Origin of the sequence: Bradyrhizobium elkanii USDA 76 (genome assembly GCF_023278185.1) — a bacterium.
Taxonomy (GTDB): domain Bacteria; phylum Pseudomonadota; class Alphaproteobacteria; order Rhizobiales; family Xanthobacteraceae; genus Bradyrhizobium; species Bradyrhizobium elkanii.
The window spans coordinates 1,240,862-1,254,445 of record NZ_CP066356.1; the positions used below are offsets into that span (position 1 = coordinate 1,240,862).

Below are 13,584 nucleotides of genomic sequence, written 5' to 3' on the forward strand. Positions count from 1 at the left end.
ATCGCGAGGCCGGTGGTCCTGCTTCCCCTCGGCGCCGGAGAGGACCGCACCCACGGCCTTCTGAGAGGGCGATCGGGCGGCAAGCGGCTCGGACCGGCAACCTCGTGGGCCGACTATTTTCCGTCGGCGGCAGAGCCGCCTTTACATCGCGAGGCAAAATAGTCGGCCCCCTTCGGTCCTCCGCTACCGCTCCCGCCCACAGCTCGCGCTGCGGGTGCAAGTCCGTTCCGCCCGCCGCTTTCGTCGCCATGAAGGCCGCGATGGGCGCGGTCGATCCGACGAGGGAAAGCCGCAATGACCACCGACCACAACGACGATTTCGAGCCGCACCACGGCTCATCCCCGACCGACCAGGTCCTCCAGGAACTCCAGCTCTATGGCTACCGTCCCTTCCACGATGAGCCCGATCCCCGGCAGCTCCCAGAGGCGCGAGTCCTCGCCGGCAGCATCGCCGACATCTTCGATGCCCTCGTGGTGGCGCTGTCCGATACCCGTCTTGAGCCCGACCTCGGAGACCTGCTCTGGTCGACAGTGAACGTCTTCCATCGTGCCATCGACAGGATCGAGCGCGAGCTCGACGACAACGAGCTGGCGCAGCAGCGGTCGCAGCGGGAGCAGGATGGCAGCGAGATCAAATCCGTCGAGCTGGAACGACTGACAGCGGAGGGGCAGACGCTGATCGAGAGACGCAACGCCTTCGAGCTGATGCGCGACCAGGCCGCCGATGGGTTCGAACGCCACACCCGCTCAAGCTGGCGGCCGCGAAACGGCTCGAAGGTCAACCACCGCAATCTAACCTCCGCGATGATCGACAGCCGCGACTTCCTGGCCGCGAGGAAGCGTGCCGACAATCAGGTGCTCATGCCGCCCGGACCGAAAGTCGCGCTGACCGGCGGTCTCGACTTCAACGATCACCGGTTGATCTGGGCCAAACTGGACCAGGTGCACGCCAAGCATGCGGACATGGTGCTGCTGCACGGCGGATCGCCCAAGGGCGCCGAGTTGATCGCCGCCAAGTGGGCCGACAACCGCAAGGTTCCGCAGATCGCCTTCAGGCCCGACTGGACCAAGCATGCCAAGGCCGCTCCGTTCAAACGCAACGATGCGATCCTCAACGAGCTGCCGATCGGGGTGATGCATTTCCCGGGCACGGGAATTCAGGACAACCTTGCCGACAAGGCAAAGAAGCTCGGCATCCCGGTCTGGAGGTTCGGCGGCGCATAGGCGCCGCTCTCGCTTCTATGCGTGATACATGAAACCGGAAAGCCGGATGGCCGGCTTTCCGCAACGCCGCTTTTCAGTCCGGCTCACCCGTTACGGCGATCCGCGCCACACGGGCATAGTGCGCCAACTCCGCATCGTTCTCGATCAGATCGTCGAGCAGGGCCTTCATGTCGCTCTGGTCAGACACCGATTGAAGCGGCCCCGGCTGCCGCTCGATCGCCAGCACTGCAATGGCGAGCGCCTTCTTCACCAGATGCAGGTCGCGCTCCGTGAATTCCGCCATGGCGCCTCTCTCCATCATGCCAAGTCGCAATGCACTTTAACCGATCAGCCAACGGCTGATGAAGGCAACGATATGCGCCGATGCAGCAGGTTGCGAGACACGTCTCCTGCCGGCGGGCGCCACCCCGCGTCTATCGGCGCTGATCCTTGGTCGGACCGAGAGGCCTGACGCCATCAACCCACAAGGGGTCGGCTTACGCGTGAGCGTGCCGCCGCTCCGTCTTCGTCTGCGCGGTGATTGCGGCCCTCGGCCCGACACATCGGGCGCCTGTCGCGCGGGGATGGTCCCCGCCTCAGCACAGGAGCCGGATCAATGTCTCAAGCCCTCGCATTCGCCAACGGCTGGAATCTCGCCACCACTCTCATGGTCTGTGTCGTCGTCTTCCAGTCTGGCACAGGCGCCTACGGCGTCATGCCGTCCGGTGAGTACGATGGCGATCCCGCCGCCATCGTTCACGAATTCGATCCCTTCCAACCATGAAGGTGCATCGCTACGCGAGTTGGACTGCGCAAGGCCAGCGGGATTATCGCTCCCGCTGGCGCCTGTCTGCAGCTATACTCATTCTCGCGCCGAGGTGGTGGTGGAAGGCGCGACCGTCAGGCCTTTATCGCACGGAGCCCACCACCATGACCATCTTCGGACCACTGCTCGTTATCCTCGCTATCGGCTTCTTCGGCTGGCTGCTCTTCACGCTTGCCGTCTGCGCATTGCCCTTCTTCGCTGGCGTGACGATCGGCATGTGGGCCTTCCATACGGGGGCTGGCGTGCTCGGCGGCATCGCGGTGGCTCTCGTAGCGGGCGGCGCAACCTTCGGCATCGGCCAACTCGCGCTCGCCTTCGTGACATGCACCTGGCTCCGGCTCCTGATCATCCTCCTCTATGTTGCGCCCGCTACCTTCGCCGGTTACAGCGCGGCGCACGGAATCGCCCAGATTGCGATGCCTTCACCCGCCTGGCAGACGATTTTCGGGGTCGTCGGGGCCATTGCCGTCAGCATCACGGCCTTCGTCCGCCTCACCGGAATGGCCGCAGGCGGACCAGCCAAGCAGCGCTTGGCGCGTGGCTGATATCGGCACGACGATGGGGCCCGTCCAGGCATCCAGGCTGGCACCAAGCCTTCATCATCGAGCCTGCGCTAAGCGCGGCTTAGCGCTGATGGTGCGAGCGCGGAAACAGAGATCAAGGAAGACACTGTGGCGACCATCAACACCTTCCGGAAGGCCGGCAACAACGAGTTGACCGGTCCGATCCGCACGCTCGCCTTCCTCAAGGCACGGCTGGTCCGCATCGAGAACCCTCGGACAAGGGGGCCAACAAGGGGCCCGGCCTTGCGCCCCTGCCTTTAGCCGTTCAGCGCATCCTTGAGGGCCTTGGCCGGCGCGAACGTCAGTTTCCTCGCCGCCGCGATCTTGATCGCCGCGCCAGTCGATGGATTGCGGCCTTCGCGCTCCGGGGTGTGCTTCACCTTGAACTTGCCGAAGCCCGGCACATTGGTTTCAGCGTCGCTCGCCGCTGCATCGGCGATAGACTTGAAGACACCGTCCACGATGGCCTTGGCTTGCGCCTTTGGCAGATTGTACGCCTTGGCGATCTCGTCGGCGATTTCAGCGGAAGTGGTCATGGTGTGGCGTTCCTCGGGGATGTCGGTTGCAATCGGCTGCATGCAGCCTCGGCGCTCTCCGCATAGAGGAGCGCGCATCGCAGCCACGTCAAGACGCGGCCTGGCCGCTTGCGCGAATTATCCCATAGATTCAGCTTAGGTCGGCAGCTTTCGCGACGGGGTCTGGCGCGCAAGCCGGCGATTGGCTGCATTCTTCTGGGTGATGGCCGGAGCGAGCTCGTCACAATTAGCGCGGTTCTTTTGTAGCGCGCGCTTAATATCGGCGAGTTCAACCAATCCAAAATGCCTTGCAGTGGCAGACTTTCGAACTCGCTGAAAACGAAAAACCCCGGCATGAAAGCCGGGGCCCCGTGATGCCACGGCGTACATCCGGCCGCGACGATCAGGCGACAGATTGTATGTGGTTCTTGAAGAAAATGTGACCTTCGCCGCCGTCGCTCTTGAATATCGCGCCAATCAATCGACGATCACACACTGTTCCATCCGCGCGCCACCCTGCTCCGGTATAAGATATCCACGTCACAAAGGGCATTCGTGAGGTTGCGTCGGGCCCGCCACCGACGCCGGTACGGCGTCACGTATGGAATTGTCCAGATGGCGATGCCTTCACCGACCTGGTACACAATATCTGCTGCCGTCTGTGCGATTGCCGTCAGCACCACGGCGTTCATCCGCTTCACCGGCATGACCGCGCCCGAACCAACAGGGCTGATCTTGCCGGGAACCTGCTAGCGTCACACCGGAAGGCTGGACTGGATCAGGCACCCAGAGTGCTCGCGGTCCTTGTCTTTGAAGCCGGATTGAGAGCGGCCTAAGCGTCGAGGCTTGACCGATCATCGCAGAGAGGCAGATACGATGGCGATCGTTGTGAGTGATCGACCAAATAGCGGCGGATCACAGGTACGGCCGGCGACTCTCGTGAGCGGAGCGTGTGGCCGAGGCAGTGATCGTGGAAGCGGAAATCTGCGCCTGTCAGCACAAAGAGCCAATCACGACTGAATTCATTGGGCCGGCTTCTCGGTGGGACTCGCTATCGCCAAATTCTCCTTGATGTCAGCTCTGTTCGGATCGAGCGCACCAAACGGCCTCTTCGATGGATGGATCTGGCCGAAGGCCGGCTAAGAAGCCTCGATCGCCTATGGCGCAACAGCGGCGTCACAACTTTCTTCCCCTGCCGGCTGCGCCGTCATTCCTCGCGCAAGACAAGAAAGTTCCTCCTTTGCTGTCGAGCCCCTGCGGGGTGCGCCGTCGATCGCCTCCGGCCTGTCGATCACCATCGAGGCCGCAAGGTGCGGGCTCGGAAAACAGAGATCAAGGAGAACTACCATGGCGACCATCGGCACCTTCAAGAAGTCCGGCAACAACGAGTTCAACGGCGAAATCGTCACCCTCTCGCTCCAGGCCAGGAACGTCCGGATCGTCCCCGAGACCAGCCGCTCGGGCGACAACGCCCCCAGCCACCGGATCTATGTCGGCCGTGTGGAGATCGGGGCCGCCTGGTCGAAGCGCTCCAACGAGGGCCGCGATTATCTGGGTCTCAAGCTCGACGATCCGAGCTTCACCGCTCCGATCTTCGCCAACCTCTTCGCCGACGAGGAAGGTGAGGGCTTCAGCCTGATCTGGTCCCGCCCCAGCCGTCGCAACGGCGACTGATCCGACCCAAGATGCCTCGCCCGGCTGGCCCGGGCGGGGCATCGCCTTGCTCAAGAGCTGGCCGCGCAGAGCCTCCGTCCGTGGCGACGGAGCAGGCGTGGACGGCGGAGCAAAGACCGATCAGCGACCGCGGACCTGTCCCGCCTTAATCGGCCGTTTTTGATGAGCTTCCAAAACGGTTTCGACGATGTCTTCCCAGTCAGGACAAACTGCAACCAAACGATCCAGCACCGTGGGATCCCGCTCGATCTGGCCGAGCGCTTGAGCGCGCCATTGGTCGTTGAAGCTGATGCTCATCAGCCCTAGGCATTCGACGACCGAACTGTCAGGCGGCAAGTGTTCCAACATTGCCGTCACTATGCCGGTCCATTCTTGAAGCGGACGCCACTGCGTAGCGGCGGCCCCGGTCTCCAATTTCTCTTGAAGGAGATCAATCAGCAAGAGGAAGCGAATTCGCCAAGGTTGGGACCTGAGGTCCGCGACGTAAGCGTCCACGACTTCGCGGATGTCGGCTGGCAAGTGCTCGTATAAGGTCATAGTGGCTCTCCATCCGTCTAATCATGCCCTCTAGTTCCTTTGGCTAGCAGGTGCCTTTGCAAGCAGAGCAGATTTGCCCGGAGCTGCCCATCCACTTGTGCGTGACGCAACGCGGAGTTGGTTCTCAACGTGTCAGTGCGACGGTGCAGCACAAATACACTCTGTCAGCGAGCCCGATGAGGATGAACTGCCGTTCGTTTGATCAGATCGGTTGCTTCGACGCCTAGCGCTTCAGCGATTCGGCCGAGTACCGTCACGCTGGCCGATACATCGGCGCGTTCAATTGCACCGATGTAACGGACACTCAGTCCGGCGCTATCGGCCAACTCTTCCTGCGTCATCTTCTTCACATGGCGTATCCGACGCAAATTGATCGCCATGACCTCCTTGAGATCCATGGCGATCAGGGAACGTGCATCGGAACGATCGTTCCAGGAATGATCGTTCCGATTCGTGCAGCGCCGTGTTATTCATTTCTTCTGGGTTGGGCCTGGTTTGCCGCTTTCGGGGAGCGCCGTGATGCGCCCCATGCATCGCGGCGCGACAAAAAGTCTTCTGATTATTTCGCATTCTGAGACAGTTTCGCAGTACATGGAACTATGGAACGCATCGCTTCGACCGGAAGGGGGATCATTGCAATGGACGAGATCGCATTCCAGGATCAGCCGCCGTTGACCGACCGCGTCAACGCCTATGACGAGCAACATCTTGCAATTTATCTTCGGTTGCTAATGGCTGAAGAAGAGGGGGCCGACTGGCGTGAAGTCGTCCAGATGATCTTCGGTCTGGACCCTGCTCGAGAACCCGATCGCTCCAAAAGAGTCCATGACAGCCACCTCGCTCGCGCCAGATGGATGACGGAGGCAGGTTATCGGTATCTGTTGGAACCGCGGATGCAATGAGCAGGCTCTCGTGCTCTGTATTACGCAAATTGCGATCACGCGCGATGCAACCTTTGGGTCTAGTTTACTGGACGGTCTTTCCGGATCGTGGCGTGTCCCTCGTTCGGGACGACAGAACAAGAAACGAGAGGAAACACCATGCCCACCGAGTACTGGCGCTCGCCGGAGACCATCGAACGCCTGAATCGTCTTGAGCGCCCCGGCTTCGCCCTCGAATTCCTACGCCGCAATGCTGACTATCGCCGCGACTTCGCCCACACGCAGCGCCAGATCGCGCGTGACGGCGTTGATGCCGAGACCGCCCGTGCGACTTTCGCACGTCGATGGAGGTTGCGGTTTCGCCCATGATCCCGCCGCTCCCGTTGGGAAAGAACCAACCATTTGGCTGCCTGAGGCGTCACCTGGAACTTTGATCCTGGAGCCCGCGCCGCCGGGCTTCGATGCTCTTCGTTCCATCGACCGCAAAGCTTTTGGGCAGTCGCTCCTCGAGCGCACGGACCCTGACGGTCGCGAGTTGATAATTGCGGACGGATCGGGTGAGCTTCATGTTCGGTTGCGTGACGAGCAGGGCACACGACGTCCCGCCGTGCTTCTGCCGATCGACAGCATGGCGGAGCTCCGGCTCGACGTCGCGTTACACTTCGTCCGCCTGCTTGGCGGTCAGAGTATCGGCCTTCTACCAGCGGCCCTGCGGCTGACGTCCTTTCAGAAACGGCGATTGATCCAGCTCCTTCACACCTTCGACGTCCTCGACCTAGGCGGCGGTCCGCGCGACGTGGCAGCGAAGGTGCTCGCCTCCGACCACGCCCAGCGTCGTTCGGTCGAGTGGAAGGATTCGCATGCCCGCCGTAAGGCGAACCGGCTCATTTACGACTCGAGGGCCTTGGTCGAAGGGGGCTATCTGAAATTCCTACAAGGCCTCTGACCTGCCCGTCGATCCCTTCAGGCCATCCGCCGTGATGACGCAACCCGCGCCGCATGCAGCGCCGCGGTTCGCTTTACTGCGGCTATGGGGGGACATTCACTCAGGTAAATTTTCGTCCACCCCCAACGCCTGAACTCTCCGCCACCTTGGCCCCGACATGCCGCGACTTGGCCGCGGCGCTTCGAGGCAAGACGGAGATCTCCTATGCTCGACAGGCCCGCGCAACTCTCCACCCGCTACGTGCGCACCCCCGAGGCCGCGCGCCTCCTCGGCATCTCGCCGCGCACGCTTGAGAAGTATCGCTGCCATGGCAATGGCCCGACCTTCCGCAAGCTCGGCGGTCGCGTTGTCTACGCCATCGGCGATCTCGAAGCCTGGGCCGATCAGGCCGCCTGCAGCTCTACGTCGGATCCTCGCTACGTCGAGGCCCGCGCCGCCGGCCACGCGCATCGTTAAGGAATGCTCGCCATGTCGTCGCGCCGCCTCATCACTCCCAGCGAGCGAAGCAAGCTCGATCCGTTCGTTGTCGCCACCGGCGACGCCAGCCCGCGCGATCAGCGCAATCTGATGGAGCGACCGTTCTTTTCACTCGCCAAGGCCAAGCGGACGAGGCCGATCCTTTATGAGGCCGGCGACATCCGCGTCGAGGTTTATGCGGTTTCCGAGCACGGCATGGCGACGATCTGGGACGCCGACGTGCTGATTTGGGCAGCCAGCCAGATTGTCGAGGCTGAGAACCTCGGTCTGAAGACCTCGCGTTTCCTGCGCTTCACCCCTTACCAACTTCTGACCGCAGTCGGTCGGCGGACCGGGGCCCGCGACTACAAGCTCCTGAAGGGCGCGCTGGCCCGCCTGCAGGCGACGGTTATCCGCACCACCATCCGCCAGGGCGAGCATTGGCGGCGCCACCAATTCTCCTGGATCAACGAATGGGAGGAATGTGCACAGCGCGACGGTCGCGTGGAAGGCATGGAACTTGTTCTCCCCGACTGGTTCTATCGCGGCGTCATCGATCGTTCACTCGTTCTCACGATTGATCCGGCCTACTTCAGCCTGACCGGCGGGATCGAGCGTTGGCTTTACCGCGTCGCGCGCAAGCACGCCGGCCGCCAGCCAAAAGGATGGTTGTTCGAGATCGCACACCTCCACAGGAAATCCGGCAGCCTGGTGCGAGTCTCGGATTTCGCGCTGCAGATCCGGCGCATCGCGGTACGCCAGCCGCTTCCCGGCTACCAGTTGCACATCGAACGCGAGGCGCGCAGCGAACTGCTCCGCATTGTGCCATCAAAATTATCCACATCCCCTGTGGACAGTGCTGTGGAAGCACTCGGGACTTCGCACGCAAACAGTATCGGGATTCCGCACGCAGCCCTATCGGGACTTCGCCCGCGTGAACCGCAACTAACGCTTTGGCCGGAAACCGTGATTCCGGACCTTAACATAGAATCTAACGTAGAATCTAACCGTTGTAGTGGGCCCGCGCGTCTTGCGGACAACGCCGAGGCCGACGCTGAGCGGCCCACTAAGCACCTAAGCCAACCATCTCTGCCGCTTCTCGACCGCAAGACGGGAGGCAGGCGATGATTGTCGCCGTGCTCAACCAGAAGGGCGGTGTCGGCAGGACAACGCTCGCTCTTCACCTCGCCGGTGAATGGGGGCTGCGCGGCAAGCGTGTGACCCTGATCGATGCCGATCCGCAGAGCTCGGCATTGGACTGGTCGAAGCAGCGGGCGCGGGAGAACGTCTCACGGCTGTTCGGCGTCGTTAGCCTCGCGCGTGACACGCTCCATCGCGAGGTGCCGAAGATCGCGCGCACCGCCGATCATGTCGTCATTGACGGACCACCGCGCGTTGCCGGTTTGATGCGCTCGGCGCTCCTGGCAGCAGATCTCGTGCTGATTCCGGTGCAGCCGTCGCCGCTCGACGGCTGGGCCTCGGCGGAGATGTTGTCTCTGCTGCGCGAGGCCCGCATCTATCGTCCACAGCTTGCCGCGCGCTTTGTGCTCAACCGTTGCGACGCACGCACGGTCATTGCCCGCGAAGCAACCGAGGCGCTTGCCGATCACGATCCGCCGGTGCTCGTCAGCACCATTGGCCAACGCGTCGTCTTCGCGGATGCCGCGCAGTCTGGCCGACTGGTCTTCGAGCTTGCCGAAGAGAGCGCTGCCGCCCGCGAGATCGCCGCGTTCGCCGCTGAGGTCGCGAGGATCGCACCATGAGAGAGCGCTCCACCAAGCGCGGTTTTGCGTCGCGACCTGGCGATGTGGAGCGCTGGATCAAGGCCAGCGACACGCCGCCGCGTCGCATGGATGATGCCGCGGCCTTCACCGCGCGGCTGACAATCGATGTCACGCCGACGCTGCGCGGCCGCGTCAAGGTCGCTGCGTTCCAGCGCGGCGTCACTGTCGCCGACATGCTGCGCGAATTGCTGGCGCGAGAATTTCCCCATTCACATACCGGAGAGCTGTCATGAACGACAATGAGGCCTTGCCGCCGCGTGCTGTGTCGCCCTCGCATCGGCGCGGCGTTGCGCTCACTCAAGTCGAACTAACCTGGATCGAGAAGAGAATCGAGCATTGGCTGCGCTTCGGCCGGCGCACTGAAGAGAAGATCCTCGACCGCCGCCGCAGCATATCAAGTTTTGCACCCGGCAGCATCTTCGGTTTCGTGCGCTGGGCGTCGAACGACTACGGCACTGTCATCTCGCGCATGGATATCGTGCGTGCCATTGAGGTCGGTAAGCCCTATCAGACGCTGCCCTTCGTGCGGCCCGGCGGCGAGATCCTGCTGCGTGTCGACAGCTGGCCGAAAGTCGAACGTGTGCTACTAGCGGTCGACGCCATCGAGGCGCTCAACATCGATCCGGCCGACGTCGCGCCGGAATACTGGCGACATCTCCACAACCGCCTCACGGCCGGTCATGAGCCGCGCGCCTACACGCGCGAGCAGCATGTCGGATGGCTCAAGCGCCGGAGCGTCACGCCATGACTCGCTTCGGCTATCTCACGTTGACGTACATGGCGGCGCTGGTCGTCGGCAGCCTGACGTTCGTTCACCCCGCGCCGCAGCTGATCTGGAACGCCACCGCGAGCACGCCGACAGGGTTTTACGCGCTGCATCCGGTTGGGGAGTTGCACGCCATGGAGCTGGTCGTGGTGCGGCTACCCGAGCCGATCGCGAGCTTCCTCGCTGATCGCGGCTTTCTTCCGAACGGTGTGCCAATACTGAAGCACGTGATGGCGCTGCCCGGGCAGACCGTGTGCCGGTCCGACCACGCCGTCACGGTCGATCATGTCGATGTCGGCGCGGCCCACGATAGGGACCATCTGGGCCGTCCGCTGCCGCGTTGGAGCGGTTGCCACACCCTCAAGCCGGGCGAGGTCTTCCTCATGAACCCGACTGTCCCGGACAGCCTGGACGGACGCTATTTCGGCTCGCTCCCCGACACCTCAATCGTGGCGCGCGCGATCCCGCTTTGGACCGACGAGGCCGGCGACGGCCGCTTCGTCTGGCGCGCCGCCACCGATTGACCCGCTTCCAAACCAGCAACCAAGGAGGATTCCCATGTCGCAAATAGGTCAGTTCACCCGCGACAAGTCCGGCTTCACCGGGCGCATTCAAACGCTTTTCTTCGAGCGGATTCTCATCCTCACTCCAGCCGAATCCTTGGATACCGAGAATGCGCCGGACTACCGCATCCGCCTCGGCGATGCCGACGGCCCGGAGATCGGCGCGGGCTGGAAGCGCACCGGAGAGAAGGCGGGCGATTACGTTTCGCTCATCATCGACGACCCGACGCTTCCGCGGCCCATCCGCGCCAATCTCTTCCAGTCGGGCGACGACAAATCGGCCTGGACGCTGAACTGGAATCGTCTGCCCCAGCGCGCCGAACGGGACTGATCGCATGCAGGATCCTGTCGCGCGTACCGGCAACCAGGCGCATCAACGGTCCACCTCTTTGTTCGGAGGAAAGCCGTCGCTCCCCGTCGTCCCGCTCGAACGTCAGTTGGCCTCCGCGCAGACCAGCGGTCGAGGGCGGGGCGGCCCGCCGCGCATACCCTTGACGGACGAGAGCATGACGGTTTGCTCGCGTCATGGCGGAGACGCGGCGGGCTTTGCCATGTTCCTGCTAGCCGTTCTGCTGATGATTGGCGGCACGATGCCGGCAGTGTCCGCAGAGAGAGCGCCGGCGCGCGGTCAACCTGCGAGCGACCGCTATGTCACTTATGTGGCAGAAGCCGCGCTGCGCTTTGGCATTCCGACTGCATGGATTCGCGCCGTTATGCGCATCGAGAGCAACGGCGATCGGCGTGCCGTCTCACCGAAAGGCGCACTTGGTCTGATGCAACTTATGCCCAAGACCTGGGCGGACATGCGCGCACGGTACGGTCTGGGACGAGATCCCTTCGATCCCCGTGACAACATCTTTGCTGGTGCAGCCTTCCTTCGCGAACTGCACGACCGCTACGGCTCACCGGGTTTTCTCGCGGCCTACAATGCAGGTCCCGGCCGCTACGAGGAGTTTCGCGATAGACATCGTCCGCTGCCGGCGGAGACCAAAGCCTATGTCGCAGCCATCGTCCCTTTTGTCGATGCGGAGAGGACGCCAGAGCCTCTCCTCCTCCCGGCCTCTTCTCGTTCATCCTGGACGCGGGCGCCGCTGTTTTTCGGCCGCGCTGACGGGCCGTCCTCTTCCGCGCCAGCAACATTCGATCGACCAGCGCACGACAGGCCGGCTGCAGTTCCAGTGCACGATCTCTCGGCCATCGCTCCGCTGTCGGAAGGCCTGTTCGTCGCGCTCTCGACACCGGGACGATCGCAATGACTTCACCGCATTGCCAACATGAAAATCCAGATCGGCGTACGCTTGCAAGCATCCGTGCTGCGAACATCTGGACCGTTGCTGTATCCCGGCGGTTTTCCGCCGCGCTTCGATACGAATTCGGGCTCAGGCGTGTTTCAGCGCTGACCGGCGAAAAGCAAAGAGCAGGCGAGGGGGACGACCAGGTAACGACCGAACGAGGGCCGCCCGTAATCGGTCTGCGCCGGGAGTTGCGGCCGCAGCGCAAGTGGTCTGCGCGATGAATGACGCGCACAGTGCACCGCCTCAGCAACGCGGGAGGCGTGTGATGAAATACTTCTGTGGCCTGGATGTCGGCATGGACGAGACGGCCGTGTGCGTGGTGGACGACAAGGGCAAGGTGATGCTGGAGGCGGCGGTGGTGACCGATCCGGACGCGATCAAGGCGGCGCTTGCGCCGTATCTCGGCGGTTTGCGGCGGCTCGGCCACGAGGCGGGCTCGCTGTCGCCCTGGCTGCATCCGGAGCTGCTGCAGCTCGGCCTGCCGGCGGTCTGCCTGGAGACCCTGCACGTACGCGCGGCGCTGAAGGCGCAGCGCAACAAGACCGACCGGGCGGACGCGCTCGGGATCGCCCACATCATGCGCACCGGCTGGTTCCGGCGCGCCCATATCAAGAGCGCGGCCTGCTACCGGCTGCGGCTGCTGCTGACGCACCGGCGCAATCTGAAGCGCAAGTTTCTGGATCTGGAGAACGCGATCCGGCACTCGCTGAAGGTGTTCGGCATTCGGCTGAACCGGGTCGGGCGCGGCGGCTTTGCGCAAGCGGTGCGCGAGGCGGTGGCAGGAGATGCGCTGGTCACCGAGCTGATCGACGCCATGCTGACCGCGCGCGCGGCGCTGTGGAAGCAGTACTGCCGGCTGCACGACCTGGTGGTCAAGCTGGTCGCCGGCCATGCGCTGTGCCGGCGCTTCATGCAGATTCCCGGCGTCGGCCCGATCGCGGCGCTGAGCTTCATGACCGCGGTCGACGATCCCTCGCGCTTCAAGCGCTCGCGCGACGTGGCGGCGTATTTTGGCCTGACCTCGCGGCGCTGGCAGTCCGGCTCCTCGATCGACGTGCAGGGCCGGATCAGCAAGGCGGGCGACGGCGATGTGCGCCGCGCGCTCTATGAAGCGGCGAGTGCGCTGCTGACCCGCTACAAGAAAAAGGACAAGGTCAAGACCTGGGGCATGGCGATCGCCAGGCGCGCCTCGCACCGCAAGGCCGTGGTGGCGGTGGCGCGCAAGCTCGCCGTGATCATGCATGCGATGTGGGTCGACGGCACATTTTATTGCGGCGATCCCGACGCATCGCAGGCGGACGTCGACGCACGTACCGCCACCAAGGAGCGCAAGCTGCTCGGAGCCCATGCATGACCAGAGGCGAGCCGATGGCAGATCAATGACCCGAGCAGTGTAGCCAATTTGAACACGGAGCTCCGCCACAAGCGGAAGAGACCTGGTGCAGATCAACGACGACGGAACGCACGCTATCTTGCCTGTGGCCACGCACCTGACGTGCAAGCTGGACCACGCCGGAGTGCCTGTGATGTGGCTCCGTCATGCCGATGGAAAAGTGCGCCGCGACGGCATCCGCG

Annotated in this window: 20 protein-coding genes; 16 read left to right on the forward strand and 4 right to left on the reverse strand. The window is 63.3% G+C overall.

The genetic code is table 11. The features are described from left to right. Positions 1-294 precede the first annotated feature (294 nt). On the forward strand, positions 295-1,224 hold the full coding sequence (locus JEY66_RS05825; RefSeq protein WP_018268906.1) for a DUF2493 domain-containing protein: 930 nt from the start codon (positions 295-297) through the stop codon (positions 1,222-1,224). 73 nt (positions 1,225-1,297) lie between these two features. Here the strand turns inward: JEY66_RS05825 and JEY66_RS05830 are convergent, their stop codons facing one another. Beyond that, positions 1,298-1,507: a hypothetical protein gene (locus JEY66_RS05830; protein ID WP_016839907.1), complete on the reverse strand. Its 210-nt coding sequence runs from the start codon at positions 1,505-1,507 to the stop codon at positions 1,298-1,300. 312 nt (positions 1,508-1,819) lie between these two features. On the opposite strand from JEY66_RS05830, the gene JEY66_RS05835 reads away from it, so the two are divergent. Then, entirely contained in the window at positions 1,820-1,987 is a 168-nt protein-coding gene (locus tag JEY66_RS05835) for a hypothetical protein (RefSeq protein ID WP_018268905.1), read from the forward strand. Between the two features lie 146 nt (positions 1,988-2,133). Continuing rightward, positions 2,134-2,574 (forward strand): hypothetical protein, encoded by a 441-nt coding sequence (locus JEY66_RS05840; RefSeq protein ID WP_018268904.1) that lies wholly within the window; start codon positions 2,134-2,136, stop codon positions 2,572-2,574. Between the two features lie 275 nt (positions 2,575-2,849). Here the strand turns inward: JEY66_RS05840 and JEY66_RS05845 are convergent, their stop codons facing one another. After that, positions 2,850-3,128 carry an HU family DNA-binding protein gene (locus JEY66_RS05845; RefSeq protein WP_026191857.1) on the reverse strand — a complete coding sequence of 93 codons (279 nt, stop codon included), beginning with the start codon at positions 3,126-3,128 and terminating at the stop codon, positions 2,850-2,852. A 1,326-nt stretch (positions 3,129-4,454) separates the two neighbouring features. Between JEY66_RS05845 and JEY66_RS05850 the strand changes: the two genes are divergently transcribed. Beyond that, a complete protein-coding gene (locus JEY66_RS05850; protein WP_018268901.1) occupies positions 4,455-4,781 on the forward strand; it encodes a DUF736 domain-containing protein in 327 nt (108 codons plus the stop codon). A 120-nt stretch (positions 4,782-4,901) separates the two neighbouring features. On the opposite strand, the gene JEY66_RS05855 is transcribed toward JEY66_RS05850, so the two are convergent. Together JEY66_RS05855 and JEY66_RS05860 are read right to left on the reverse strand one after the other, a co-directional pair. Further along, positions 4,902-5,318, reverse strand: coding sequence for a hypothetical protein (locus JEY66_RS05855; RefSeq protein WP_016841287.1), 417 nt, complete (start codon positions 5,316-5,318; stop codon positions 4,902-4,904). Positions 5,319-5,482: 164 nt separating this feature from the next. Then, complete coding sequence (locus JEY66_RS05860; protein ID WP_016841288.1) at positions 5,483-5,716, reverse strand: helix-turn-helix domain-containing protein; 234 nt, start codon at positions 5,714-5,716, stop codon at positions 5,483-5,485. A 240-nt stretch (positions 5,717-5,956) separates the two neighbouring features. Here JEY66_RS05860 and JEY66_RS05865 point away from each other — a divergent pair, with 240 nt between their 5' ends. From JEY66_RS05865 to JEY66_RS05920, 12 genes are all read left to right on the forward strand, one after another. Then, complete coding sequence (locus tag JEY66_RS05865; protein ID WP_026191856.1) at positions 5,957-6,220, forward strand: DNA -binding domain-containing protein; 264 nt, start codon at positions 5,957-5,959, stop codon at positions 6,218-6,220. Between the two features lie 138 nt (positions 6,221-6,358). After that, on the forward strand, positions 6,359-6,568 hold the full coding sequence (locus JEY66_RS05870; RefSeq protein ID WP_016841290.1) for a transcriptional regulator domain-containing protein: 210 nt from the start codon (positions 6,359-6,361) through the stop codon (positions 6,566-6,568). Between the two features lie 61 nt (positions 6,569-6,629). Beyond that, positions 6,630-7,145 carry a DUF2285 domain-containing protein gene (locus JEY66_RS05875; protein ID WP_018268900.1) on the forward strand — a complete coding sequence of 172 codons (516 nt, stop codon included), beginning with the start codon at positions 6,630-6,632 and terminating at the stop codon, positions 7,143-7,145. A gap of 204 nt (positions 7,146-7,349) precedes the next feature. Next, positions 7,350-7,601, forward strand: a complete 252-nt coding sequence (locus JEY66_RS05880; RefSeq protein WP_016841292.1) for a helix-turn-helix transcriptional regulator — start codon at positions 7,350-7,352, stop codon at positions 7,599-7,601. A 12-nt stretch (positions 7,602-7,613) separates the two neighbouring features. Continuing rightward, positions 7,614-8,729, forward strand: a complete 1,116-nt coding sequence (locus JEY66_RS05885; protein WP_026191855.1) for a replication initiator protein A — start codon at positions 7,614-7,616, stop codon at positions 8,727-8,729. After that, positions 8,726-9,364 carry a ParA family partition ATPase gene (gene parA / locus JEY66_RS05890; RefSeq protein ID WP_016841296.1) on the forward strand — a complete coding sequence of 213 codons (639 nt, stop codon included), beginning with the start codon at positions 8,726-8,728 and terminating at the stop codon, positions 9,362-9,364. The genes JEY66_RS05885 and parA overlap by 4 nt, the downstream gene beginning before the upstream one ends. Then, positions 9,361-9,618: a ribbon-helix-helix protein gene (locus JEY66_RS05895; protein WP_018268898.1), complete on the forward strand. Its 258-nt coding sequence runs from the start codon at positions 9,361-9,363 to the stop codon at positions 9,616-9,618. Before parA ends, JEY66_RS05895 begins: the two co-directional genes overlap by 4 nt. Then, positions 9,615-10,133 (forward strand): DUF2840 domain-containing protein, encoded by a 519-nt coding sequence (locus JEY66_RS05900; protein WP_018268897.1) that lies wholly within the window; start codon positions 9,615-9,617, stop codon positions 10,131-10,133. The genes JEY66_RS05895 and JEY66_RS05900 overlap by 4 nt, the downstream gene beginning before the upstream one ends. After that, positions 10,130-10,675, forward strand: a complete 546-nt coding sequence (locus tag JEY66_RS05905; protein ID WP_018268896.1) for a S26 family signal peptidase — start codon at positions 10,130-10,132, stop codon at positions 10,673-10,675. The genes JEY66_RS05900 and JEY66_RS05905 overlap by 4 nt, the downstream gene beginning before the upstream one ends. 34 nt (positions 10,676-10,709) lie before the next feature. Next, positions 10,710-11,045, forward strand: coding sequence for a DUF736 domain-containing protein (locus JEY66_RS05910; RefSeq protein WP_018268895.1), 336 nt, complete (start codon positions 10,710-10,712; stop codon positions 11,043-11,045). 4 nt (positions 11,046-11,049) lie between these two features. Next, positions 11,050-11,970 (forward strand): lytic transglycosylase domain-containing protein, encoded by a 921-nt coding sequence (locus tag JEY66_RS05915; RefSeq protein WP_018268894.1) that lies wholly within the window; start codon positions 11,050-11,052, stop codon positions 11,968-11,970. Between the two features lie 304 nt (positions 11,971-12,274). Next, complete coding sequence (locus tag JEY66_RS05920) at positions 12,275-13,363, forward strand: IS110 family RNA-guided transposase (RefSeq protein ID WP_018268892.1); 1,089 nt, start codon at positions 12,275-12,277, stop codon at positions 13,361-13,363. Positions 13,364-13,584 lie beyond the last annotated feature (221 nt).